This window comes from Streptococcus mitis (assembly GCF_003943905.1).
Taxonomy (GTDB): domain Bacteria; phylum Bacillota; class Bacilli; order Lactobacillales; family Streptococcaceae; genus Streptococcus; species Streptococcus mitis_BC.
The window spans coordinates 271457-297237 of the sequence record NZ_RJNS01000003.1; the positions used below are offsets into that span (position 1 = coordinate 271457).

The window sequence follows — 25781 nt, forward strand, 5'->3', positions numbered from 1 at the left end:
ACTGTTTTAAACAAAAGAAAAAGACTTGAGACCAGCTTCTCAAATCCTTTGTATTGCTTGTTTCATTGCTGTATTTTAGTTAGAATGCTCAAACGAGCTATTGATGATTCTCATCAGTGACTATGACTTGCTATTAGAAAAGACTATAGGTTGGTTTTCTTTTGTAATTCTGATATTTCCCTGAAAAAGTGCGGACGGGAGGTAAAATTATCCAGTGGATGATTTTAGCAAACCAAGTAATCTCATCTCTATCAACTTTTTTCCTGTTCAAGTGGTACGACTGCTAGTGTCTTTCCTAAACTGGCTAGAACTTTCAATACCGTATCCAACTGAGGACTAGTCTTTCCTGTTTCCATTCTAGCTATAACAGGCTGGCTCACTCCACTGAGTTCTTCCAGTTTTTTCTGACTGATCCCTTGCTCATGTCTAGCCTCAATCAACTCACTCATGATAGCCACTCGCATATCACTTTCAAGGATTTCCTCCTTGGTAAAGAGTTCAGATCGGACATCCTTCCAATTACTTCCAATGGCACTATTCTTCATCACTTAACCCTCTTTCTTTTATTTCCTTCAGTTCACGCTTGGCTTTTTCAATTTCTCTCCTAGGAGTTTTCTGAGTCTTTTTGACAAAATGATGCAAGAGAACAAAACTCCCATCAAGCCACGCTACAAATAAAACTCTACCTCTCAGCGGTCGAAGTTCCCAAATCTCATCTTCCAAATGTTTGATATAGGGTTCACCTGCTCTAGTCCCATGCTGACTAAGCAACTCGATATAGTCGTTTAGTTTATTGAGTTTGATGCGACTGTCCTTACTCTTCTTTCTAGCCAATTCTCTCATATAATCTAAGACTGGCTCATTTCCATTTTTGTCCTTATAGAAGTAAATCGTATGCACCAAGCAACCTCTTTTCAATTTAATTATAACTTAAAAGTTATTAAAAGTAAATCCTAACACTCATAAAACAAGACCTTAGAAAAACTCTAAAGGTCTCATCTTTATTATTCGAAAAATTTATGAGAAGAGTTATAATGTGGAGCTAAGCCTGACTCTTACTCCAGCTCAATGCCTTTCTCTCGGAGATTAGCCAGGCACTCCTCATAGTATCCTGCATCATGCTCACTATAGACGGGATTACCTAGGTTCTCCTCAGGCAAGTCTTGATAAGGATGACAGATCTTGCCACGGTAGTTCTTGTCCAGCCACTCTGGACTGACATTGTAGCCACGGTCAGCCATCTCCTTCATGATCAAGCGATGATAAGCATAGAGATGATAGGGCGAGTGAGTAAAGACATAGTCCACCGTCGCATGCTTTCTGCCCCAGCCATTGCCACGCAGAGCACAGCACTCTCGATGTTGTCCCAAAAGTTGGGGACGGGGAAGTTGTGAAATCAAAGCCTCATGCCAAAGTCTCATGGGAGTCTCCTTTCAGTAAAGTCGAATGTTGCAAGTAGCTATTTGGATAGAGTTCAAGCAAGTCTCGAGTTTTAGCAATCAAGTCTTCCTTGGAAACCTGACCAAAGCGGTAGCGATCCAGTAAGAGCATATAGTCCTTACGCTCGGCATCTGTCGCTTTCTTTTTGAAATAGCCCCAAATATGCTGAAAGGCATTGCAAACCTGACCCCTATGCTCTGGGATTTGACAGGCACGGTCAATCATCTCTTGAACCAGACTCAGCTCCACCTGTTCATTCTTCAAGTATTGGCGAATCTCATTGTAAATATTGCTGGAATGGCTCAAAACGAGGTATTTGTTTCTAGCCCAGAGTTGTTGACACTGGGATTTTTGGTTAGTTTGTTCCATGTTTCTCCTTACTTTCTATCAGTTTCCAGGAAATATGGAAACAAAGTTGTATCTTAAAAATGAGCGAATTATGAGCGAATCAATTAAGCCCATCACCCTTTAAAGTTTTTCAAAAACTCTTTGAGTTCAGCATCGGCTTCTGATGTAGTTCCGTGGAGTTGGTTCAACATTTCAAGTAAAGAAGCTGTTTGGCTTTCGATAGCTTTATTTATCTCGTTAATCTTGCTGACGATATCTGTCAGTGGTTCAATTTCTTCTTCCTCGAAGGTATCTACGTAACGAGGGATATTGAGGTTATAGTCATTTTCTACAATCTCTTCATAGCTTGCTAGGTGGGCAAACTTATCAATCTCCTCACGAGACTTGTAGGCTTCCAGAATCTTCTCGATATGAACATCCGTCATGATATTCTGGTTTTTCCCCTTATCAAATTCCTTAGAGGCATCGATAAAGTAGACATCACGATTGGTGCGGTTCTTTTTGAGAATGATTACCGTGGTCGGAATGCTGGTGTTAAAGAAGATATTGGCAGGTAGACCGATAACCATGTCAATAGCCCCTTCTTCTAGCAAAGCCTTGCGAATGGTCCCTTCCGCATTTCCTCGGAAAAGAACACCGTGGGGAAGAACGATAGCCATGACCCCATTATCCTGCTTGAGGTGATAATATCCATGCAAGAGGAAGGCAAAGTCAGCCTTGGACTGGGGTGCCAGTTTCCCAAAAGGAGAGAAACGAGGGTCATTCAGAAAGCCAGAGCTTGCTGACCACTTGGCAGAGTATGGAGGGTTCATGAGAACACCGTCAAAGTTGGTCGGTTCCTGTGTCGGCCAGTCTTCATCCAGTGTATCAGCATTGTGGAGGAATTGATTCTCAACTGGAACACCGTGTAGAATCATGTTCATCCGAGCTAGGTTATAGGTCGAGGTATTGAGTTCCTGACCGAAGTAGACCACTGTCTGAGGTTTATGAGAGTATTTCTTGGCATTAAGCAAGAGAGAGCCAGAGCCCATGGTCGCATCATAGATGGTAAAACCTTGCTGGTCCTCACGACCTAAAAAGGCAATCTGCGTCATGAGCTTGGCAACAGGCTGAGGCGTATAGAACTCACCAGCTTTCTTACCCGAGTCAGTCGCAAACTGACCGATCAGATACTCATAGGCATCCCCCAGCATATCGCCTGCATGACCCGCTACATCCAGCACAGCTAACTCCTTCATGACTGCTGCCACCGTTTGGTTTTGCTTTTGAGGAGTTGCCCCTAGCTTTTTAGAGTAGAGGTCGATATCTTCAAAGAGATTTTCATAGAGGTCGTCGCTCTGCTCGATATCACGAAAACCTTGAGCTAGATCTTCCAGCTGGAAAGTCCCCTCATTGACCCTTGCTACTAGAGCGGTAAAAGTCAGGTCTGGCTTGATACTATAGTTGAGCTCGTCGCTCATAACTGATAACAGGTCCTCATGGGTATCCGCATCCTCGTAGTAGGAGCGATAGACCTCAAGGGCATCCTCCAGACTATCTGTCCCCTCCTCCATGGTCTCCGCCACGAAAAAGAGCAGCTTGTCAGACAGGTACTTGTAAAAGACCATTCCCAAGAGATAAGACTTGTAGTCATTAGCATCCATCTTGGAGCGGAGAACATCCGCTGAGTTCCACAGGGCTTGGTAGAGCGACTGGGAAGTTTGTGTTGTTTCCATAATGTTTCTTTCTAAGTTTATTTTCAAGGAAATTGATATTAATTTATAGGTCTCCAATCATTATCAATCTTGTTCTTAGATACAACCCATGGCTCAGAAATTTCAAAAATTTTAAACTCATGGTATTTATCTTTTGAATCATAATACGATATCCTAACCTCATCAAAATTATCGTTAACTTCTTTTTTATAAATAACAAAATATAGATCAAATCTTTTTATTTCATAAGCATCAACTAGAAATGAATACGCTCCATTTTCGCCATAAAAAAATGTCTGATTGGATTTTTCATAATAATTCATTTGAGTCATTTTGGCAACTTGGATATTATTCTTATAGAGGACTAGATTTAGATTTCTAATAATTTGTTTCTTGGCTGTTGTATTATGTATTTCAATCCATAAAGGAACTGAAAAAAACATTTCGCTTACTGAATCTTCGAATCCCCAAACTCTGCCAGATAGTTTATTATAAACCGATTTGATATAAATCTTAACTTTTCCTCTATTGGATAAAATACTTGAAACAATTACTTGTAATATAAAACCTATAAAAGAACCTACAAGCGAAAACAAAGCAGAATAAACTAACAGAGTAAACTCAAAGTGTTGAAATAAATCATTCACATTCTTTTCCTCCTTAAATAAACATATCCTGCAAGAGTTTCTTTTTGAGTGTTTCTAGCTGAGAAATTTTTTCTTGGTGAGAGTTGATGAGATTATCGAGATTAGAGAAATAGGCACCGATGGCTTGTTGTTCTTTGAACTCTGGAAATACAAATTTCAAACTAGAAAAGTCTTTAAAACTGATACTTTTCCCATCTCTAATTCCATAAGTGACTGTCTCTAATCGTTTTATAAAATCTCTTGAAGTTAAAATTGAATTCCAAAAATCTGGTAAGTTATTTGCTTTATCAATAAAATCAATAATTGTATATGCAGGAGAGGTTATTCCTTCTAATTTAGATAAAGCAAAACCTCCCTGAAAAGAACGTAAATGAATCACAAATTGACCTGGTTTGACTATCTTGTAATTATTGAGAGTAGCTTCATCATATTTAATATCAATACCAATTTCATCTCTCAAAACCATACCATCAATTTGAGAAGCCTACAGCACAGGTAATGAAGCCCTATTTTTCTTAGATACTGACTTAAAAATTTCATCTGCACGTTTTATCTCCCAATCACCTTCAAATCCGCTCAAACGAATCTCAGGGACTGTCTGTCCAGCTTTGGGAAACATTTTGGAGAGCATGGTCGCCTTGAGAGCTTGGTAGTTAGCGAGATTGTCCTTGTAGCTAGCCAGAAGGTCGTCGAGGGTACGGAAAAGAGATCCGATGGCGGATTGTTCGGGAAGAGATGGAAAAGATATTATAAATTTTTCTACATCATTTTTTGTAATGTTAGGATCTTTTCTACTACTCGCTGCAACATTTCTCCAACTTTCTTTTTTAAAATTTAAAAAATTTAGCAGAAAATTTGGATCAATTTCATTGACTGGCACCAAAGCTGCTAGAGCTTGATTAATCGTAGCAGGATAAGATAGTAACCCTGTTCTTCCAATTTGATTAAATCCTCCGTACATTGCTATCAATACTGAATTTTTAGGTAAAACTCTTAATTTTGATGCTCCACATACTGATATATTTTCCTCATTAGAACGTATTATAGAATTATTTAAATCTGTTGTTTTTACCCATGGAATCTCTCCATTTTGATAATTTCTATTATCAGAACGTGACGGAGTGTTTCCGGAATAGACTTCGTATAGTTTTCCTAATTTAGATTTTGTCCAAATATTATTAAATTCATCTAATCTAATTCTAGGAATGGATTTATTCCCCATAATCTTAATATACCTCACTATATACTATAACTTCATTTTTAATAAATTAAAATCTTTATTTATATCTTTTTTCTTTAAATTTGAAATAACAAAATTCTCTGTTTCAGGACTCCAATATAACTTAAGATATTTTTTTGTTCGTGTCATAGCAGTATATAGAATGTTATGATTAATTTGTTCATCTACTTCATTAGTGATAACAATCTTTACAGATTCATATTCCAAACCTTGAGCCTTATGGATTGAAATTGCGTACGATACTTGAAAAGGAACAGTCGCTGAATTATCTTCTATATCCTCATCCGCACTACTATATCTATCTACACTAAACCTAATAACAGAATTGTTAATGTCGCTACTTTCCAAAAGTTCTAGCTCACTATCAGAAACATCTAATCCATTTAAAACTACTCCTAATAATTCTATAGTAAAAATTATTTTATCACTATTTTCGATAACTTGAATATCTCTAATAATTCCCTTTAAATTATTATACAAAACTCCATTAAATCTACTTGACTCACTAAAAACTATAGGATCATTAATTTTATAAAATTTGGAATTCCATTTGATACTTTGATTAGGATTAGATGCTTGTAACAATCTATTTATGTTATTAATGCCATAAATTCCATCATAATTTAAGCTTAAAATAATTTCATCTTCATGATTTTTTTCAAATATACTGTCATCCAATGGAAAATTCAAATCTTGTCTAGATAAACACTCCATGATATCTGGTTCAATATTTCTTACTTTATTCCAAACCTCAATCAAACCATCATCTCGCGTTCTATATGGTATAGCTAATTCTATTATAGCCTCATTTTTTATAGTTTTTTTAGCAAGTTCGAACCAATTCCCAAACTGAATAGCCTCAATTTGGAAAATATCTCCCACTAAAACTAGGAATTTACACGAGATTTTTTTTAGCAATTTTGCCATATCAGAGTTACTCACCATACTACACTCATCAACGAATAGTATGTCGCATTTTATTTCTGTTTTATATTTAATTTTCTGAATCGTTGAAAATTCACAATTCGATGAACTAATTCTTCTCCTTAAATTTTCAACTGCTGTATGAGTCACAGATAAAAATAATTTATCTGCTGAATTAAAAAATTGTGCAATATGATTTATAAAGTATGTCTTGCCCGTTCCAGCTGAACCATATATCAAAGCAACTGCAGAATCAGAAAATAGTGAGGTTAGTTTTTCTTTTTTAAAAGCATCATCAATATTATGTTCGTTTTTTTCTAACCATCTCTCAACTGATTGAGCATGATTTTTGTTATTGCCTCTTGAGAAATCTATTAATTTATTCAAAACTTCAAGTGAATCAGTTTCATATTGTGAAATAAAAACTTGTCCATTTTCAATTTTTAATTTTCTTCCTGCATGTTTACTTATTATTTTTCTATTATATTGCCCAACTAAATCCTCAACTCTTTCAGAGTATTCTTCTGGCAATTCAGTTATTGATGTATATATTTTCCCATGAATTTCAGTATTATTTTTTATTAGTCTCGCTAGAAATTCACTATCTTTCCCATCATCATCAATACAAGTTAATAGATCATATATTTTAGGATTATGATTAATTAAAGAAGAGCAAAACGGCATCTCATCAAATGGAATACAACCCCATTTTAATCGAAGACCAGATAATTTTATATTTCCTCCTTCACATTTATTGTACGGGTGATTATCATAAAAATACTGTTCTTTTAAAATCTCATTATTCATATGAAATAATAAGTATTTTAGGATATTAGATCCCGGCTTATTTGCCTGAATTATCATTCTAGCATTATCTAAGATATCAAAGATGTAAGATACCTTTGATTTTTGATTGACATAAGCTTTGGTTTTTTGATATAACTCCTGATTTAGTTCTATAATATCAATTAAATTTATTTGATTTTTCTTTAGAAATGCCATTAAAATTCTATATTCCGAGTGTGAAGACTTCACCTCATCTCTCCCAATTTTTAGGATACGGCTTAAAGAATGAAATTCGCATGGACGAATAGCAACATCCCAATCAGCAATTACTGATATAGTTAGAATAGAGCCATATATGCTTATTTTTTCATTTCTTATATATAGCTTCGTTGCATAATTTGACATAATTTCTTTATTAGTGTACGCTGTTATTCTCTCAGATTTTTTACAGTTACCATATGTACTAGTATATGTTACTTCATAGTAAATATTTTGATTCACAAAAAAAGGCTTGATTTTTTGGATATAATATCTCTCACTCTCGGTTATTGGATATTTAGGATTATCAATTACATCAGCAATTTTCGCATAATATTCTTCAGACATTGTATCAGTGTAAAGTGGAAATTTTTCTAGATTCTCTAAAACCTCAAATTCATAATTAGTTAGTAAAAACTTTTTTATTTTCAGCATATATTCATAATATTTAAGCAATAATCTCTCTGAGTTATTCTCATCCAGGGTATAATGTGAAGCCGATTTTTGAAGAAATCTATGAATTTTTCTTAAAAAAATGTAGTTTGAATTTCCATTGATGTATTTTATACTTAAATCTATACTCTGATAATTCCATTCCAAATCGACATTTTTGTCATGGTTATATATTTTAACAGCAATATGTTCTACAAAATTTCTTAAAGCATTCATAATATTTTGAGAAGAAAAGCCACGTTCTCCACTCATATTCATCTGTTCTATATTTTTACAAATATTTTCATTTATATCTACAATGTGTTTATCAATCTTCATAACTTTTTGCTCCTGCTTAACGATATATTCTTTAATCTACCGAATATAAATTTTAATAATTTCAAGTTTATATAATAAATAGCGCTTTCCTTTCGTCTATCATTATACCACGAATCCACAAAAATCCCCTTAGAAATCCATTTCTAAGGGGTTGTCCTTATCCTGCTACTTGTTCTGCTTCTTCTACTTTTACTTTTTTCTCCTTCTTGTTCGAACCAGTCAATCGTCGCTTGCTATCTCGGATTGCATTCAGGTCTTTGAGGAGTTTGGTCAGGTGTTCTTTTTCTGGATAGGCTTCTGCACTGGCTGCGGTATAGCGCATAAAGAGGTCGTAGATGCTGGTTAGTTCGGTACGGACTTGTCTGGTCTTGCCGACCTCCTTGGCAGACTTATGCGCACGCGCCTGACTTTCCACCTTATCATACTCTTCCTGCGCACTGATTACCGCCGTCAGCATGGGTGTCAGTCCTAGACCGGTCACTGCCGTGTGATAGTGTTCTTCACTAAGGGTTTTGAGTAGACTCTTGATTTCTGCCGTTTCCACATCATTGCTGTGCTTGGTGATATCCTTGTACTTGGCAAAGACTGGTTTCAAGGTCTCATGGGCTTCTTTAAGTTTGGTCTCCTTAATCTTAGCAAATCCTCGATGAAGGGTAAAGAGACCGACTAGGGCGCTGTCACGATTGCGATCGACTTCGGTCAGGTTCGTCGCCTCTTTCTTTTCTACGATAGCGAGTTGGCCTTGGAAGTCTGCTAGCTTGCTCTTGAAGGAATCAAGGTGCTTACTATACATAGTCTCGTCCTTATGCGCCTTAGCAAAAACTTCTAGTAGTTGACCCGTATCTACCATGAGACTTTCAAACTCGCGGTTGGTAAAGTTGGTATAGCTTAGCGGATGGATAGTGAATGTTTTTGTCATGATGATAACCTTTCTTTTTTCATTATTTCAAAAAGGAGTTTTCCCTTAAATTTATAAATCCATTCTAACAGTTACTTTAAAAGATTTGTCCCCCTTCCTCTGAACTGTCAATATTTTCATCTAAAATGTACTTTTCAGGGCAAATCTTTTATTTCCAAAATAAAAAATCCCTATCTGACTGGAAACATATCTGTCTGTCAGCTAGAGACTCTTACTATTTTTAGATTTTAACTTTTCTAGCTTTAGAATACATCTAAACTTTAGGAAAGATGACTATTCGAAAGCTCGAAGACCTCAAAACTCTCTCAGGCAGAGCATTCGAAGCTTAGAATACTCATAAATTTATGTATTCCTTATCATTCTAAGCTTAGAATACATCTAAACTTTAGGAAGTGTATGTCTTCGAAACTTCGAAGACCTATCTTCCAACCCTCAATGGCTCAATGACTTCTTCGACCAGCTGCTTACAGGCTTCCTTGATTTGTTTTTTATAGAGGAGGGGATTGAGGGCATCTGTCACTTCTATCTTATAGTCCTGATAGCGCTGACTCTTGGTCAACTGGCTCTCTCCTAGTTGTTTTTTGGCTCCCTTACGGTAGTGTTCGACATAGTAACGGAGTTCATCCTCACCGACATACCAACGCTTGCTAAAGACTTGGATGTGTTGCTGGATGACCGCCTCGATCATCTGATCCAAGATATTTGCGATAGACTGACCACGATAGCTTTCTTGATTTGCTTGGACTTCTCTCCAAAGTTCAGTAATGATCTGGGCAAGATTTGGATTGGTCTTCTCAAGGCTCTGAATATAGGTATCCACTGCTTCTCTATCCTGAGCGCTTAAGTTCTTTTCTTGACTCTGACCTTGCTCGATTAGGCTTTGGATCAAGGTCAAGATATAGGCATAGTTGATCTCATCTACTTGGATAGACTCCAGTTCATAGTGAATATCAAGGGGCTCCTCATCCTCATCACCATCATCTCTTCGACTTTTTAATTCTGCAAGGATATTTTGATAAAAACCTAGATAGTTTTCCAATTCTTCTGCGCTTAGTCCTGTCTGGGCATAGATTTCTTCCTCATCATACTCTTTATACACTCGGATAGAGGCTAGATATTTATCAAAGACTTGATAGGCCTTGGCAAGCTTTCTCAACTCAGGTGTAGAGATTTGCTCGATTTGAAGCCCTTCCTCCGGATCATCGGTGATGAGATTTTGGAAATCACTGCAACTCCGCAAAAAGTTTCTCTTTTCCTCTTCCCAACTCGGCGCTAGGACCTCATTTTCTCCACCATTTGAGTAGAGTTTGAGAGCATTATCCACTGCTTCCTTAAAGGCTAGGGGCTTTTGGAAGGTGATGATATGACCATAAGTCTTACTAGAATCAAAGATACGATTGGTTCTACTAAAGGCCTGAATCAAGTCCTGCGGTTGCATGGGCTTTCTGTCGATAAAGAGAGTTGATAGACAAGGGGCATCAAATCCTGTTAGGAGACGATTGACCACGATAACCAAGTCCAACTGTTCATTGCGATAAAGATATTTATCCTGTTTTCGGGCTAGACGGTTATTGACATCTGTATTAAAACCACGAAGATCCGCCATGGTGAAGTGAGTATCAAACTCTTGGTTGTAGTCCTCTAAGACCTGCTTCATGTGGTCTTGGTTGACTCTTGAGTCTTCTTCATTCTCCGTAACGGAGTAGGTGATGGTCGCCTTTGGAAAGTCAGGAAGGACCTGCTTGACCCTCTCCGATACCTTAACTCTCGTCTCCCCAGCCTTGACTCGTTTGAGCAGGTCATAGTAGGCTTGGGCTTGAGGGATTGACTTGACAGTCAAGATAGCATTGTAGGTCTTACCTACTCCCTTTTGGAAGCCTAGCTGTTGGCGGGATTTATTGATAATGGCATCCAAGACTTCCAGCATGTGCTCCTCATTTTCGTAGACGGTATCTGGTATGTCATCTTCAGATTTATCCGTGATGAGGGTATTACGATAGTCTACTTTAAAGCCCAAAACAGCTCCGTCATGGATAGCTTCCTTGACCGTATATTCATGGAGACGATCACCATACTGTTGCTGGGTGGTTTGGGCAAGATCTCCGACCTGCTGGCGTTTATTTTCCTTAAAGATAGGCGTTCCTGTAAATCCATACCAGAGGGACTGAGGGAAAAAAATTTTAATATCCTTTTGTGTTTGTGGCGTCACTGCACGGTGGCATTCATCCACCACAAAGGCCACTCGGAGTCCTTTGATTTTATCCGCATCTTTTTGGTAAAGACCTTGGTCAAACTTGCGCATCATGGTCGTAATTTTCTGGATGGTAGTCACCACGACCCGCTTGTCATTACTACCTAGTCGCTTGACTAAATCATGAGTATTATCCGTCTCATCAATATCAATGACATCATTGGTCGCATAAGAGAGAAAAGATGAAGTGGTCTGTTGGTCCAAGTCCCTGCGGTCAACGACAAAAATCGTTTTTTGGATAGATGGAATTTGAAGGAGATTCCTCGCTACCTTATAAGAGGTCAAGGTCTTCCCTGAACCTGTTGTATGCCAAACATAGCCTGATGCTTGCTGGCGAGAAGCTTCCTGCACCGCTTCGATGGCATGAATCTGATAGGGGCGCAAGAGGATGAGAGCTTTCTTGCTATCATCAATGACCGAGTATTGCATGACCATCTGGTGCGCACGAGGGATAGAAAGGACTTCGTGGGCAAAGCTGGTCAAGCTCGTTATGGGTTGGTTCTCCTTATCCACCCACTTAGTTAGAAATTGCTTGTTGAGTTTGTTTTCTCTAGCTGCGGCAATATAGCGTGTATCGACCTTGTTGGTCACAACAAACATCTGCAAGCTAGAGTAGATGCCACGGAACTTACCTTCGCGATCATACTTTTTAATCTGATGAAAGGCATCTAAAAAAGCGACTCGGGGACTTTTAAGTTCGATTTGAATCATCGGAAGACCATTGATCAAAAGTGTCACGTCTAGCCTACGGTCTTGGTCCAGAGTATTAGCTTTGTCTCTCTCGACTTGGTTGACAACTTCATAGCTAGACTTACCAGCTGCGATATTGTCTCGCCAGATAACTGATAAACGAATGGTTCCTAGGCTAGCATCTTCTCTTTGAACCTCAACTTTGGCAATACCATTTTCTCCGACCAACCACTTGGCAGCATCGTAGTAGCTGACAAAGTTTAATTGGTTCTGAATCTGGCGTTTTTCCTGCTCTGTCAAAGGATAGTCTGCTAGCAGGGCAACGTTGTTTTGGGCTAGTTTAGTAAAGAAATTGTCCCATAATTGGTCTTCTGTTTTGAGGTCCTCCCTATAAGTCCATTGGCTTTCCCCAGTTACCAGTTGGGTGATCAGTTGTTTTTCTATCTCCAGTTCTGGCTTTACTTGCATCATTCTCTCCTTTATAATGCACAATTTTACTATATTATATCATGTTTCAGATGGATTTTCCCATACGCCCCTACTCCAACTGGCTTTTAACCTTCTTCTTAGTCAAGATACGGTCGTTTTTGTTAGAGAGAGCTTTGATACGAGCTTCGAGAAGGATTTTCCGTCCGGCCTCTGTTCGTGTGTAGACGAGGTGATAACGTCCGATAGTTGGCGTTAGGAAGTCGAGAAATTTTTGTGCCTCTTCCTTGCGCTTGTCAAAAAGACTAGGCACGACATAGTAAGGTGACTGACCTTGTCGAACTTTCTCTGCCTTCAAGAGATAGCGCTGGTTGTCCACTGGAGCAAAGAACTCTCCCACAGTCTGAGCAAACAACTCCTTGTCCCTCATGCTTCCTCCCTTGAGATAGGCAAAGACCATGTAGTTTCCCTTGTCCTCCTCTACCTGAACACGGGATTGATCGTCCGTTAGATACCCCGAATCTAGCAGAGCCTTTCGGATCTGCTCACCAAGGAATTGCATACGCTTATAGGGGCTTTTATAGAGGAGATAGCGTGATGTAGCAAAAGCTAGAAAGAGGAGACAGGCTACCGTAAGCCACCAAACTCTAATCAGTCTCAATCTAAACAACAAGAACAATAAATCCACTGCTAGGAGCAACAAAGACATGCGAACCCATTTTAATGCATCAAGCAAGAGCATGACTGGGATCTTCTGTTTTTGGGTTGCGACTTCTGTAACTATCTCGAGCTGATCCGCTACGATAAGAGCATCTTGCCATTTTTGGCACAAGTCTGCTCGATCCTTGGAGAGACTCTTAACTCGCTCATTATACTCACTGATTTGCTTTTTCTTAAAAGGGGGCTTTGGAAAATCCAAACGATCCAAACCGGTCTCAATACTCTCCTGATTATAGGCCAGTCCAAGAAAATGTTCCATACGACGAGACAAGGTTTGCAGATCCTGATTGCTCTCTGGTCTTGGCTCCTCACCAGGAAGAGTGATGAGCGCTTGCGCTTGAACGGCTACCAGATGCCAGATGTTACTGGTCTTTTCTGGATGTCCCGGCCAGATACGAATGGCACGCCCCCGCATCTGGTTACTCAGCATAAAGCTCCCCACAAAGCTTCCGAGGATTAGGGAATTGACACAAGGAGCATCCCAACCCTCTCCGAGGAGAGATTTGGTTCCGACTAGGACTTGAATCCGACCGCGTTGAAAAAGTTCCGTCACCGCCCCTACAATACCCTTAGCCGTACTAGGAAATCCCACCTGCACATAATCCTCTTGGTCTAACTGACCAAGAGACGAAAAACTAAGATGAACCTGAGGCAAGAGTTCCTTCAACTCTGTTGCCACATTGGTGGGAAGAATAACGACACTCCCTGACAAGACAGCCAAAGATACAGGTATCTCATGCTCCTGAGCTTTCCGACGAATGCTTTCAAAATAAGGAAGAACTCCCAACTGAGAAATGGTTGCCTGATTATCTCCCAGATAGGTGGCAAAATCCTTGCGAATATAATCCGCCAAGACGAGTTGTCGCAAATCTTGTCCCATACTCTTATACTCAGTCAGAAAAATATCTGCAATACCAGACAATTTCCCCAAAGACTGATTTAAAATCTTGTCCCTAGACTTGGACTTGACTAAAGAAACCTGTCGCTGTTCGATCAACCCCCGTGCTTTCAAATCGGATTCTAACTTTTCCCTAAATCCATCTGGATCCTCATACCAATCTGGAGTTTGATAGAGAACACTCTGCAACAACAGCTCGAGCCAGTAGGAGTTCACCTGAGGCAGACGTTTCGCCCCCAAAAGATTCTCTAAAGAGTCAGGAATGGTCAAGCCTTGAGAATACATATAGATCAAAATAGCCGACAAGTACTTAGGGTCTTCTAGTAGAACATTGGATGAAATGTCTCCTTTGATTACCTTTGAACCTGACACTAGAGCTTGAAAGTCAGGATTGACCAAAAGCTGATGGATATACTCCCACTTTCTATCTTCAAACTGCCTGAGGTGTTCCGACTCTTCAGCTGTTGGTGAACAGATATAAACAAAATCCTGATGAGGACAGAGGGTTTCTTCCTTGACTAGTTCAGGTACCGTAATTTCTTGGTCAATTTCCCCACACATACGGATATAGCGTTCCCAGAGTTCAGGTTCGCTGTCATAAGGTGGTGTCGCTGTCAGGGAGATGACTTGCAACTGTCCATACTGCTTGCGAAAGGTTTCCAGACTTTTCCACCATTCATTGCGCAGGTGGTGGCATTCGTCCAAGCAAAGAGTAGCAACTTTCTGAGCTCTTAGACTTGCAAGCAAATCAAACCCCACAAAATCCTCTGCTTCTCCATCTTCTTGTGATTGCAATTGGTTCATAGCGCTATGAAAAGCCTGATAGGTCACAATCGTTAATGCCTTCATCTCCTTTAAGTTTTGGGAAACGAGATCTGAAATCTTCTGTTCATTCTCTAAAAAGGCTGTTTGGATCCTATCTACCCATTGTTCACGAATGGTGACAGTTGGAACCAAGATAAGGGCTGGGTTGCCAAAACGAGCGATCAGCTCGATACCAATGGTGGTCTTGCCGGACCCTGGTGCCGCCACTAGGTGAACATGGCCATCTGTTTGATAGTTCTGAAAACGATCTAAGACTTCCTTTTGGTACTTTCTCCATCTTCCTTTAAATTTTAAATCTAACATTTCTTTCACCATTATATCTCTTGACTTACTCCTTTAATTGTACCACACTTATATAAAAAGCAAGATAAGGAATCAAATTAGTCTTTATAAGAAAAATATGGTATAGTAGAATCATACTATCTATAAGGAGTTTCTATGTCACAGCACAAGCAAATGAAAGCTGTTTCTCCCCTTCTGCAGCAAGTCATCAATATTTCGTCTATCGTCGGGGGAGTCGGTACATTGATTTTTTGTATTTGGGCCTATCAGGCGGGTGTTTTACAGTCCAAGGAAACCCTATCGGCCTTTATCCAGCAAGCTGGGCTTTGGGGGCCACCACTCTTTATCTTTTTACAAATTCTACAAACTGTTGTTCCGATCATTCCGGGAGCTTTGACCTCAGTGGCTGGAGTCTTTATTTACGGCCACATCATCGGAACCATCTATAACTATATCGGCATCGTGATTGGCTGTGCCATTATCTTTTACCTCGTGCGACTCTATGGAGCTGCCTTTGTCCAGTCGGTCGTCAGCAAGCGCACCTATGACAAGTACATTGGTTGGCTAGATAAGGGCAATCGTTTCGAGCGGTTCTTTATCTTTATGATGATCTGGCCTGTCAGTCCAGCTGACTTTCTCTGTATGCTGGCTGCCCTTACCAAGATGACCTTCAAACGCTATATGATTATCATCGTTTTGACCAAGCCCTTTACCCTAGTGGTTTATACTTATGGTTTGACCTATATCATTGATTTCTTCTGGCAGATGTTTTGAGAATAGAAAATAGCCTGATACTAAATATACTTTAGTATGGAAATCATGCCTATTTTTTGATAGTGAATCGAGGACTTACCTAGCCTTTCCGCCGTGATAAAAACACCTGAAATCATTAGATTTCAGGTGTTCGGAAACCTTGAGACATTAGGCTCAAAGTTTAGGTATGGAATTTCGAAGAAAGTCGCTACCGTCCGTAATCACTTAAGGAAAGGCTCAAAAAACATTGTCTTTAAGCAAAACATCCGTTTGGTTTCCCAAGCGGATATTTTGTTTGTTTTATTTTGCGACACTCTTAGCAAGGACAAAGTTTCCAAGTGTAGCAGAACCATTGCCTGCGACTGCTGGGGTCACGATGTAGTCACGCACGTCTGGTACAGGTAGGTAGCCGTTGAGAAGAGCTGTGAATTTCTCACGCACACGGTCCAGCATGTGTTGTTGGGCCATAACCCCACCACCAAAGACGATCACATCTGGACGGAAAGTCACTGTAGCATTGACCGCAGCTTGAGCGATATAGTAGGCTTGAACGTCCCAGACAGAACTGTTGAGTTCGATGTTTTCACCACGAATACCTGTACGAGCCTCGAGACTTGGACCAGCCGCAAAGCCTTCCAAACAGCCCTTGTGGAAAGGGCAAACACCGTTAAATTCTTTTTCTACATCCATTGGGTGTTTAGCCACATAGTAGTGCCCCATCTCAGGGTGACCGACACCACCGATAAACTCACCACGTTGGATAACACCTGCACCAATCCCTGTACCGATCGTGTAGTAAACCAAGTTTTCGATACGACCGCCAGCATTGTTACGAGCAACCACTTCACCATAGGCAGAGCTGTTTACGTCAGTGGTGAAATACATGGGTACGTTGAGGGCACGACGAAGGGCACCAAGTAGGTCTACATTTGCCCAGTGAGGTTTTGGAGTCGTTGTGATAAAACCATAGGTTTTTGAGTTTTTATCGATATCGATAGGACCGAAGGAACCGATGGCAAGACCTGCAAGATTATCGAATTTCGAAAAGAACTCGATGGTTTTATCGATGGTCTCGATAGGAGTTGTTGTAGGAAACTGTGTTTTTTCTACAACGTTAAAATTTTCATCTCCGACAGCACAGACGAACTTTGTACCGCCCGCTTCTAAGCTTCCATATAATTTTGTCATGATAAACCTCTTATCTTTGTTTTCTCTATTATAGCACATTTTAAAGGGCTAGATTTCTCAATATTTTAGATTTTCCTCTGTAAATCTTACCATCCAAGTAAAAACGAACAAACATAATATTTGTTCGTTTTATTTTTAGATTTGATTTTCGAAGAGGATTAGGCTTTCACTTCGATGATCACGTCACCCTTGACAACAGAACCACTTGCGACTGGTGTAACAGAAGCGTAGTCTGCTGTGTTAGTTACGATAACCATTGTTGTGTCGTCAAGACCTGCGGCAGCGATTTTGTCTGAGTCAAAGGTTCCAAGAACGTCTCCAGCTTTGACCTTGTCGCCTTGAGAAACTTTTGCTTCAAAGCCTTCGCCGTTCATAGATACAGTGTCGATACCAACGTGGATCAAGATTTCAGCTCCCTTAGCTGTCTTCAAACCAAAGGCGTGACCTGTTGGAAATGCGATAGATACTTCTGCATCAGCTGGTGCGTAAACCACGCCTTGGCTTGGTTTTACAGCGATTCCTTGTCCCATTGCACCACTTGAAAATACTGGGTCATTGACATTCTCAAGAGCAACCACATCTCCAACGATAGGAGTTTGGATTGTTTCATTTTGAAGAGTATCAAACTCTTCCACTACTGGTGCTTCTACTGTAGTTTCAGTAACTGTTTCTGCAGTTGCTGTTGCGGCTTCATCAGCAAAGACACCTGCTGCTTTTGTTTTACCATAGAAATAAGTCAAAGCAAAGGCTGCGGCAAATGAAATCACTTCTGCAACTACATACATAGGGATTGAACCTGCTTTAATAGATAGGAATCCGATAAATCCAGCTGCTCCCAAAGAAACAGCAATGACATGGGTCAAGCCTGCAACAAAGGCACCAACTGCTGAACCAGCAAGAGCACAGAAGAATGGGAATTTGTATTTCAAGTTCACTCCAAATAGGGCAGGCTCAGTAATACCAAGGAAAGCAGAGACAGCCGCAGAACTTGACAAGCCTTTAGTTTTAGCATTTTTAGTCAAGAAGTAAATAGCAAGAGTGGCTGCACCTTGCGCCACGTTTGCCATTGAAGCAACAACAAAGATGTAGTCACCAAATCCAGTACCGTTATTATTATATGCCGACAATAACTGTGTTTCAATAGCAGGGAATGATTGGTGAAGCCCTGTCATAACAATCAATGAATATGTTCCACCAAAGAGCCCCATACCAAATGCACCTGTAGTATTGTATAGCCATACAATAGCATTAGTAATGGCATCAGAAACCACCAACATCACAGGACCAATAACTGTAAAAGTTAGGAATCCTGTAATCATAACTGATAAAAGCGGTGTGAAAGTAAAGTCAACTGCAGATGGCAATTTTTTGTGGAAGAATTTTTCTAAAGTTGCCAACAACCAGACAGCCACAAGAACTGGAATAACTTGGTAAGCATAGTTTGTTTGTGTAACATGGTAACCTAAAATATCCCAAAAAGCTTCTTTACCACCCAAATCTGGTGTGGTCATAATCATACCAATAGCTGCACCAAGGAATTGGTTTGCTCCAAAGCGTTTAGCTGCTGAAATACCTACCAAAACAGGCAAGAACATAAATGGAGCAGCAGACATCAATTGAATCATCGCTGAAATACCTTTGATAGCAGGGTACATGTCTTCAATTGATTGAGGTCCAAATAAGTCTGGTGATGTCAAGAAGTTACGTAATGCCATCAAAAGACCACCTGCAACCAATGCAGGAATGATTGGAACAAAAATATCTGACAAAAGCTTAATCAAATCCATCAATGGATTAAATTTTTTGTCTTTATTCGCAATCTCTTTTAAATCATCTGTGGAAACTTCTTTCAAACCTGTTTTTTTGATGATTTCTGCATATACAAAGTTAACGTCTCCAGGACCAATAATAATTTGGTATTGTCCGTTTGTGCTAAATGTACCTTTAACATCAGCATTGTTATCTAGAGCTGCCTGGTTCACTTTTGTTTCATCCTTTAATACCAGACGAAGGCGGGTCGCACAATGTGCTGCAGCTACAAGATTCTCTTTGCCGACAGCCTCAATGACCTCGGCAGCAACTTTACTATAATCCATAGCAAAAATCTCCTTATAAAATTTTGTTCTTGTTTGAAAGCGATTTATTCGCCCTACGACTATTATTTTATCATGTTTCTAAAATATGTCAAGCGTTTTGCAGATTTTTTTATTTTTGTTCTCTTCCTTATACTCATTTATGATAGTTTTTGATCGTATTTTTCTATTTCCTCATAAAAACATCCTTATGTTAGAGGGTTCAAAGCTTTTGTTTTTCATTTTCTTTCATTTTTTCGTGAAAATTTATCAGATTCCCTTTACTTTATTTCTGGCAATCGTTTGACATATTTTTCTCTTTTTTAACATAAAAGACTTGCTTTTTTTGCCGAAAACGTTTACTATTAATAATAGAATAGAACTTATGGAGGAAAGATAAAATGGAATGGACAACTGAGCGTCGTTATAGACCCTATGAAGATTGGACGCAAGAAGAAATTCAACATATAAAGGAAAAGATGGCACAATCTCCCTGGCATACTCATTACCATGTTGAGCCAAAAGCAGGACTTCTCAACGACCCAAATGGCTTTTCTTACTTTGATGGCAAGTGGATCCTCTTTTACCAGAATTTTCCTTTTGGTGCAGCCCACGGTTTAAAATCTTGGGCACAGCTAGAAAGTGATGATTTGGTTCACTTTAGAGAAACTGGAGTCAAAGTTTTGCCTGATACTCCATTAGATAGCCACGGTGCCTACTCTGGTTCTGCCATGCAGTTTGGCGATAACTTGTTCTTGTTTTATACAGGAAATGTCCGTGATGAAAACTGGATTCGTCACCCTTACCAGATTGGAGCTCTTTTGGACAAAAGTGGCAAAATCACGAAGATTGACAAGGTCTTGATTGACCAACCAGCAGACTCTACTGACCACTTCCGCGACCCGCAAATTTTTAACTTCAAAGGTCAATACTATGCTATCGTAGGCGGACAGGACTTAGAGAAAAAAGGCTTTGTTCGTCTCTACAAGGCTGTGGACAACGACTACACAAACTGGCAAGCAGTTGGCGACCTTGACTTCGCTAACGATCGCACTGCCTACATGATGGAATGCCCAAATCTGGTCTTTGTAGGGGAGCAACCTGTCCTTCTCTACTGCCCACAAGGTTTGGATAAGGACGTTCTAGACTATGACAATATCTTTCCAAATATGTATAAGATCGGGGCTTCCTTTGATCCTGAAAATGCTAAAATGGTAGATGTGTCTCAACTTCATAATCTAGACTATGGTTTCGAAGCCTATGCGACTCAAGCCTTTAACGCTCCAGATGGACGTGCATTGGCAGTAAGTTGGCTTGGGCTACCAGATGTTTCTTATCCATCTGACCGTTTTGACTACCAAGGAACCTTCTCCTTGGTAAAAGAACTCACTATCAAAGATGGGAAACTCTACCAATATCCTGTCTCAGCCGTCAAAGAACTTCGTGTCTCTGAAGAACCCTTTTCAAATCGTGCTCAAACGAATAACAGCTATGAACTCGAGCTCAACTTGGAAGCCAATAGCCAGAGCGAGATTGTCTTACTAGCCGATAAAGAAAGCAAGGGCCTTTCAATCAACTTTGACCTTGTAAATGGTCAAGTGACAGTGAATCGTAGTCAGGCTGGTGAGCAGTATGCCCAAGAATTTGGTACAACTCGTTCTTGCCCTATCAATAACCAAGCTACTACTGCCACTATCTTCATCGACAAGTCAGTCTTTGAAATTTTCATCAATAAAGGAGAAAAAGTATTTTCTGGTCGTGTCTTTCCACATGCGGATCAAAATGGTATCCTCATCAAGTCTGGAAACCCAACTGGAACTTACTATGAATTAGATTATGGTCGCAAAACTAACTGATGTCGCAAAACTTGCAGGTGTCAGCCCCACTACCGTCTCACGGGTCATCAACAAAAAGGGGTATCTATCTGAGAAAACCATTCAAAAGGTTAATGAAGCCATGCGAGAATTGGGCTATAAACCCAACAACCTGGCTCGAAGTCTCCAAGGGAAATCTGCCAAGTTGATTGGGCTCATTTTCCCAAACATCAGTCATGTCTTTTATGCGGAGTTGATTGACAAGTTGGAACACCAACTCTTCAAAAATGGCTACAAGACCATCATCTGTAACAGCGAACATGACTCTGAAAAAGAACGGGAGTACATTGAAATGCTGGAAGCCAATCAGGTGGACGGTATCATCTCAGGAAGTCATAATCTTGGAATCGAAGACTACAATCGTGTGACGGCACCGATCATTTCCTTTGACCGAAACTTGTCTCCAGACATCCCTGTCGTTTCCTCTGATAACTACGGTGGCGGTGTCCTCGCAGCCCAAACCTTGGTCAAGACAGGCGCCCAGTCTATCATCATGATTACAGGAAATGATAATTCCAACTCACCTACTGGACTGCGCCATGCTGGTTTTGCCTCTGTTCTCCCGAAAGCGCCTATTATCAATGTTTCGAGTGACTTTTCTCCCGTCAGAAAAGAAATGGAAATCAAAAATATCTTGACCCATCAGAAACCAGATGCGATTTTTGCTTCGGATGATTTGACAGCTATCCTAGTTATCAAAATCGCTCAGGAACTAGGTATCTCTGTTCCTGATGAGCTCAGGGTCATCGGCTATGATGGGACTTATTTTATCGAGAACTACTATCCTCATTTGACAACGATTAAGCAACCTATGAAAGAGATTGCCCAACTCACTGTCGATCTCCTCTTACAGAAGATTGAAGGCAAGGAAGTTGCGACAACTGGTTACTTCTTACCCGTTACTCTATTACCCGGAAAAAGTATTTAAACACAAGAAAACTCAGACTGATTCGTCTGAGTTTTTTATGATCTTAAGTTTTCGAGATAGCGCTGGGCTGTCTCTAAGTTAAAGGTTTTATCTGCGATGAGGCGCTCAACGAGGGAAGCAACCTCGGACTCACTAGCACCTGCTAGGAGAGCTAGGGATTTGGCCTGTAATTTCATATGGCCTTGCTGGATGCCTGTACTCACCAAGGCTTTGAGGGCCGCAAAATTTTGTGCCAGCCCGATCGAAACGATAATCTGAGCTAATTCTTTGGCTGAAGGATTTCCCAGTAGTTCGTGACTAAGAGCCACACGTGGGTTGAGACCGATAGAGCCGCCCTTGGTCGCTACCGGCATGGGTAGTGTCATCTCACCGACCAATTCTTCTGTGTCCTTATCTATACTCCAACGGCTGAGGCCTTGATAGCGTCCATCTTGACTAGCAAAGGCATGGGCACCAGCTTCGATGGCACGCCAGTCATTACCAGTGGCAACCAAAATGGCATCAATACCATTAAAAATCCCTTTATTGTGCGTAGCTGCTCGGTAGGGATCAGTCTGCGCAAACTGGCTAGCCAAGGCTATTTTCTCCGCAATTTCTCGTCCTTGGTCCCTTTGAGGGCTCAAGTAGCGAAAGGCGATACGACAGCTTGCAGTCACCAGAGAATCGGTCGCGTAGTTGGACAAAATACCCATGAGACTCTGTCCCTGACTGAGTTCTTCTAAGACCGGCTTCAAGGCTTCTAGCATGGTGTTGAGCATATTGGCTCCCATAGCTTCCTGGGTATCGACATGGAGATAAACAACGAGAAAGTCTGTTTCACCTTTGATCTGCTCTACATGCAAATCACGCGCCCCACCACCACGTTTGACGATAGAAGGATAGGCTTGATTGGCAATTTCCAAGAGCTCCGCTTTCTTGCTGGCAATCTTCTCTTGCGCTATATCTGAATTAGCAACTTGATAAAGGGCTNCCTGCCCAATCATCTGACGCTGATGGACTTGAGCAGTAAAACCGCCTGCACGCTTGATGATTTTGCTGGCATAGCTGGCCGCAGCAACCACAGAAGGTTCTTCTGTCACATAGGGAACTGTGTAGTCCTGACCGTTCACCAAAAGTTCTGGAATGATAGAATAAGGCAGAGAAAAAGTTCCCACCACATTCTCACTCAGCTGGTCTGCAACAGCCAAGCTGACTTGTTCATCCTGCTCCAGACCCGTTTGCTTTTCAGGACTAAGGAGCGCCTGAGCTCGCAACAACTCAAGGCGCTCATGGTATGATTTTTTAGAAAATCCATTCCAACTTTTCTTCATTATTTTTCAACCTTGCTATAACGGCGTTGGTGGTTGAGAATTTCAACCAAGGCATAGTCTTGATGTTCATAGCCTGCAAATTGGGCTGAACCAGATTCATCCAACTGCAATTCTTCGAAGAAGACTTTTTCATAATCTGCAACAGACAGGGCAGTACGTTGATTGAGCTTGTTCAAGCGATCCTTATCAAGGTAAGCCTCATAGCCTTCGACCAATTCACCACTAAAGAACTCTGAAACCGCTCCACTTCCGTAACTGTAGAGGGCAATTTTATCTCCAGCCTTCAAAGTCTCTGCATTTTCCAAAAGAGAGAGAAGCCCGAGAAAGAGGGAACCTGTATAGATATTTCCAATCATCTGACTGTAGAGAATGGACTTATCAAAATTTTCTTGCAAACTATCCTTTTTTTCCTGAGATAAAGTCTTATCCATCATCTTGCGCAATCCTTTTAGGGCCAACTTAGGATAAGGCAAGTGGAAGCAGATAGCCGCAAAGTCATCCATAGTCCAATCATAGCGTTTCTTGTATTCACCCCAAGTCGTTGTCAGGCAATCAAGATACTGTTGGGTCGAGTACATGCCATTTACATAAGGAGTGCTTGAATAGTTCGGACGCCAGAAATCCATGATGTCGCGTGTTTGAGCAACATTATCATTGTTAAAGGCCATGATGCGCGGATTTTGGGTGATCAACATCGCTACACTTCCAGCACCCTGAGTTGGTTCACCTGGAGTTCCCACACCATACTTGGCAATATCACTGGCAATGACCAAAACCTTAGACTCTGGAGAATTTTCCACATGCAATTTAGCATAATGGAGAGCAGCTGTTGCTCCATAGCAGGCTTCTTTGATTTCAAAGCAACGGGCGAAAGGCTGGATGCCTAATAAACCATGAACAAAGACTGCCGCTGCCTTACTCTGGTCAATCCCTGACTCAGTCGCCACGATGACCATATCGATTTCTTCTTTTTCTTTATCTGTGAGGATAGAGTTGCTTGCACTAGATGCCAAGGTAACAATGTCCTCAGTCAGTGGCGCAATACTAATTTCATTTAACAAGAGTCCCTTGCTAAATTTTTCGGGGTCAACTCCCCTTGCTTCTGCTAAGTCTTGTAATTTCAAGACATATTGACTGGTCGCAAAACCAATCTTATCAATACCGATTGTCATATTTACCTCTGTTTTTTCATTCATTGTAAAAAATCGTTTCATTCTATTTTATCACAAATAGGGGCAAAAGAGAGAAAAAAGACTTGATTCACCAAATCAAGTCTTTGCTTTGACAGCCTTAGGAGGAGATTCTTCTCTGTTTTCGGATGTAGTAATAGAGCTTTAAAATCACCGTTCCACTTGCCATTCCAATAGAAATAACGAGGGCTAACATAACCACCAAAGTCGCGCTGGCAAGGGCATGGCTGTAATCGCCTGTCACAAAGAAGGCTGTCGTTCGATAGGATAGATAACCGGGCACCAAGGGAGCAAGAATGGCCAAAACAAAGACCACTGCTGGCGTCTTATATACAATACTTAAAATTTGGCTGATACAAGAACCAACCACCGCTGCAATAAAGGTCGCAACAATAACATTGGTTGGTTCTTTGAGCACGAGGTAGAGGAGCCAGACACCCATTCCCAGAACACCACCAGGTAGGAGCATGGAACGCTGAACATTTAGTACGATTAGAAAGGTGATAATGGCGAGTAAACTCGCCACTGCTTGGAGTAAAATACTTGTTAGAGTCATCTTATGTCATCAAAACAAGGGCGACGGAGGTGCCGGCCCCTAAAGCGAGGGTAATGAGCAAGGATTCAAACATCTTGCTCATACCAGAGTTGATATGGTTGGTCATGATATCCCGAACTGCATTTGTCAGAGCAATCCCTGGAACAAAAGGCATGACGGCTCCCGCTATGATCAAGTCTGCCGTCGAAGGAAATCCTGTATAGCGGGCCCAGAACTGGGCAATCAATCCAAAAACAAAGGCACCCGCAAAGGCGGTTACAAAAGGAATGCGGACAAACTTCTCTACATAGAGAGAAAAAGCAAAACCAAGTAAGGTCGCAATGGCTGCACCAAAAGCATCATAGGTATTCCCCCCGAACATAATCGAGAAAAAAGGGGCACTGAGAGTTGCTGCAATAGTCACTTGGAACTTGGTATAAGGAAGAGCTTGATTTCTGATTTCCTTTAGCCTTTCAAAAGCCGTAGAGAGATCGATCTGCCCTCCGACAAGCTCCCGTGATACTTGGTTGACATCGCAGACTTTTTCGATGTTGTAGGAGGAAGAAGTTACTCGTTTCATACGAGAAATATTGGTATTCTCAATAGAAAAGAAAATAGCTGCTGGCATGGCAAGAACGTTGCAATCCACTATTCCCTGTGAATGGGCAATGCGAATCATGGTGTCCTCAACCCGATGAATCTCCGAACCACTTTTCAAGAGAATGGTTCCAGCTAGCATAATCACATCAATGACAGCATTTAACTCTTTTGATTCGTCCATTTTCTACTCCTATTTTCTACTCCCTTTATTC

At 40.7% G+C, this 25781-nt stretch carries 20 protein-coding genes and 1 pseudogene; 3 read left to right on the plus strand and 18 right to left on the minus strand.

What is annotated here, in order from left to right; genetic code table 11:
• Positions 1 to 251 precede the first annotated feature (251 nt).
• The 12 genes and pseudogenes from D8854_RS07200 to D8854_RS07250 all read right to left on the minus strand — a co-directional run bounded on the left by D8854_RS07200 (position 252) and on the right by D8854_RS07250 (position 15140).
• Positions 252 to 545 carry a helix-turn-helix domain-containing protein gene (locus D8854_RS07200; RefSeq protein WP_061454301.1) on the minus strand — a complete coding sequence of 98 codons (294 nt, stop codon included), beginning with the start codon at positions 543 to 545 and terminating at the stop codon, positions 252 to 254.
• Positions 535 to 900, minus strand: coding sequence for a type II toxin-antitoxin system RelE/ParE family toxin (locus D8854_RS07205; protein ID WP_125450338.1), 366 nt, complete (start codon positions 898 to 900; stop codon positions 535 to 537). Before D8854_RS07205 ends, D8854_RS07200 begins: the two co-directional genes overlap by 11 nt.
• A 155-nt stretch (positions 901 to 1055) precedes the next feature.
• A complete protein-coding gene (locus D8854_RS07210; RefSeq protein WP_125450339.1) occupies positions 1056 to 1421 on the minus strand; it encodes a TIGR02328 family protein in 366 nt (121 codons plus the stop codon).
• Positions 1405 to 1809, minus strand: coding sequence for a YbgA family protein (locus D8854_RS07215; RefSeq protein ID WP_125450340.1), 405 nt, complete (start codon positions 1807 to 1809; stop codon positions 1405 to 1407). The genes D8854_RS07210 and D8854_RS07215 overlap by 17 nt, the downstream gene beginning before the upstream one ends.
• A 92-nt stretch (positions 1810 to 1901) precedes the next feature.
• Positions 1902 to 3503 (minus strand): type I restriction-modification system subunit M, encoded by a 1602-nt coding sequence (locus D8854_RS07220; protein ID WP_125450341.1) that lies wholly within the window; start codon positions 3501 to 3503, stop codon positions 1902 to 1904.
• Between the two features lie 38 nt (positions 3504 to 3541).
• The gene (locus tag D8854_RS07225; RefSeq protein ID WP_125450342.1) at positions 3542 to 4129 is read right to left on the minus strand and encodes a hypothetical protein; all 588 of its coding nucleotides are present in this window, start codon (positions 4127 to 4129) and stop codon (positions 3542 to 3544) included.
• A 13-nt stretch (positions 4130 to 4142) separates the two neighbouring features.
• Complete coding sequence (locus tag D8854_RS09955; RefSeq protein WP_260469231.1) at positions 4143 to 4595, minus strand: restriction endonuclease subunit S; 453 nt, start codon at positions 4593 to 4595, stop codon at positions 4143 to 4145.
• An 80-nt stretch (positions 4596 to 4675) separates the two neighbouring features.
• Positions 4676 to 5351 (minus strand): annotated as a pseudogene (locus D8854_RS09960) (restriction endonuclease subunit S); the annotation flags it as partial.
• A gap of 24 nt (positions 5352 to 5375) precedes the next feature.
• The gene (locus D8854_RS07235) at positions 5376 to 8108 is read right to left on the minus strand and encodes an ATP-dependent DNA helicase (RefSeq protein WP_125450343.1); all 2733 of its coding nucleotides are present in this window, start codon (positions 8106 to 8108) and stop codon (positions 5376 to 5378) included.
• A 157-nt stretch (positions 8109 to 8265) separates the two neighbouring features.
• Entirely contained in the window at positions 8266 to 9027 is a 762-nt protein-coding gene (locus D8854_RS09815; RefSeq protein ID WP_185768076.1) for a DUF6261 family protein, read from the minus strand.
• A gap of 418 nt (positions 9028 to 9445) precedes the next feature.
• The gene (locus D8854_RS07245; protein WP_125450344.1) at positions 9446 to 12439 is read right to left on the minus strand and encodes a type I restriction endonuclease subunit R; all 2994 of its coding nucleotides are present in this window, start codon (positions 12437 to 12439) and stop codon (positions 9446 to 9448) included.
• A gap of 67 nt (positions 12440 to 12506) precedes the next feature.
• The gene (locus D8854_RS07250) at positions 12507 to 15140 is read right to left on the minus strand and encodes a DEAD/DEAH box helicase family protein (RefSeq protein ID WP_125450345.1); all 2634 of its coding nucleotides are present in this window, start codon (positions 15138 to 15140) and stop codon (positions 12507 to 12509) included.
• 135 nt (positions 15141 to 15275) lie between these two features.
• Between D8854_RS07250 and D8854_RS07255 the strand changes: the two genes are divergently transcribed.
• The gene (locus D8854_RS07255) at positions 15276 to 15893 is read left to right on the plus strand and encodes a TVP38/TMEM64 family protein (protein ID WP_125450346.1); all 618 of its coding nucleotides are present in this window, start codon (positions 15276 to 15278) and stop codon (positions 15891 to 15893) included.
• A 279-nt stretch (positions 15894 to 16172) separates the two neighbouring features.
• Here the strand turns inward: D8854_RS07255 and scrK are convergent, their stop codons facing one another.
• Both scrK and D8854_RS07265 read right to left on the minus strand, forming a co-directional pair.
• The gene (gene scrK, locus D8854_RS07260) at positions 16173 to 17060 is read right to left on the minus strand and encodes a fructokinase ScrK (RefSeq protein ID WP_000164288.1); all 888 of its coding nucleotides are present in this window, start codon (positions 17058 to 17060) and stop codon (positions 16173 to 16175) included.
• Positions 17061 to 17218: 158 nt separating this feature from the next.
• Entirely contained in the window at positions 17219 to 19156 is a 1938-nt protein-coding gene (locus tag D8854_RS07265; RefSeq protein ID WP_125450347.1) for a sucrose-specific PTS transporter subunit IIBC, read from the minus strand.
• A 377-nt stretch (positions 19157 to 19533) separates the two neighbouring features.
• Here D8854_RS07265 and D8854_RS07270 point away from each other — a divergent pair, with 377 nt between their 5' ends.
• Both D8854_RS07270 and D8854_RS07275 read left to right on the plus strand, forming a co-directional pair.
• Positions 19534 to 20988 (plus strand): sucrose-6-phosphate hydrolase, encoded by a 1455-nt coding sequence (locus D8854_RS07270; RefSeq protein ID WP_125450348.1) that lies wholly within the window; start codon positions 19534 to 19536, stop codon positions 20986 to 20988.
• A complete protein-coding gene (locus tag D8854_RS07275; RefSeq protein ID WP_125394755.1) occupies positions 20969 to 21934 on the plus strand; it encodes a LacI family DNA-binding transcriptional regulator in 966 nt (321 codons plus the stop codon). Before D8854_RS07270 ends, D8854_RS07275 begins: the two co-directional genes overlap by 20 nt.
• A gap of 35 nt (positions 21935 to 21969) precedes the next feature.
• Here D8854_RS07275 and D8854_RS07280 read toward each other — a convergent pair whose 3' ends face one another.
• The 4 genes from D8854_RS07280 to D8854_RS07295 all read right to left on the minus strand — a co-directional run bounded on the left by D8854_RS07280 (position 21970) and on the right by D8854_RS07295 (position 25750).
• On the minus strand, positions 21970 to 23244 hold the full coding sequence (locus tag D8854_RS07280) for a hydroxymethylglutaryl-CoA reductase, degradative (protein ID WP_125450349.1): 1275 nt from the start codon (positions 23242 to 23244) through the stop codon (positions 21970 to 21972).
• Positions 23244 to 24416, minus strand: a complete 1173-nt coding sequence (locus D8854_RS07285; RefSeq protein WP_185768080.1) for a hydroxymethylglutaryl-CoA synthase — start codon at positions 24414 to 24416, stop codon at positions 23244 to 23246. Before D8854_RS07285 ends, D8854_RS07280 begins: the two co-directional genes overlap by 1 nt.
• A 118-nt stretch (positions 24417 to 24534) precedes the next feature.
• The gene (locus D8854_RS07290) at positions 24535 to 24990 is read right to left on the minus strand and encodes a threonine/serine exporter family protein (protein WP_125450351.1); all 456 of its coding nucleotides are present in this window, start codon (positions 24988 to 24990) and stop codon (positions 24535 to 24537) included.
• Position 24991: 1 nt separating this feature from the next.
• On the minus strand, positions 24992 to 25750 hold the full coding sequence (locus D8854_RS07295; RefSeq protein ID WP_125450352.1) for a threonine/serine exporter family protein: 759 nt from the start codon (positions 25748 to 25750) through the stop codon (positions 24992 to 24994).
• Between the last annotated feature and the right edge of the window lie 31 nt (positions 25751 to 25781).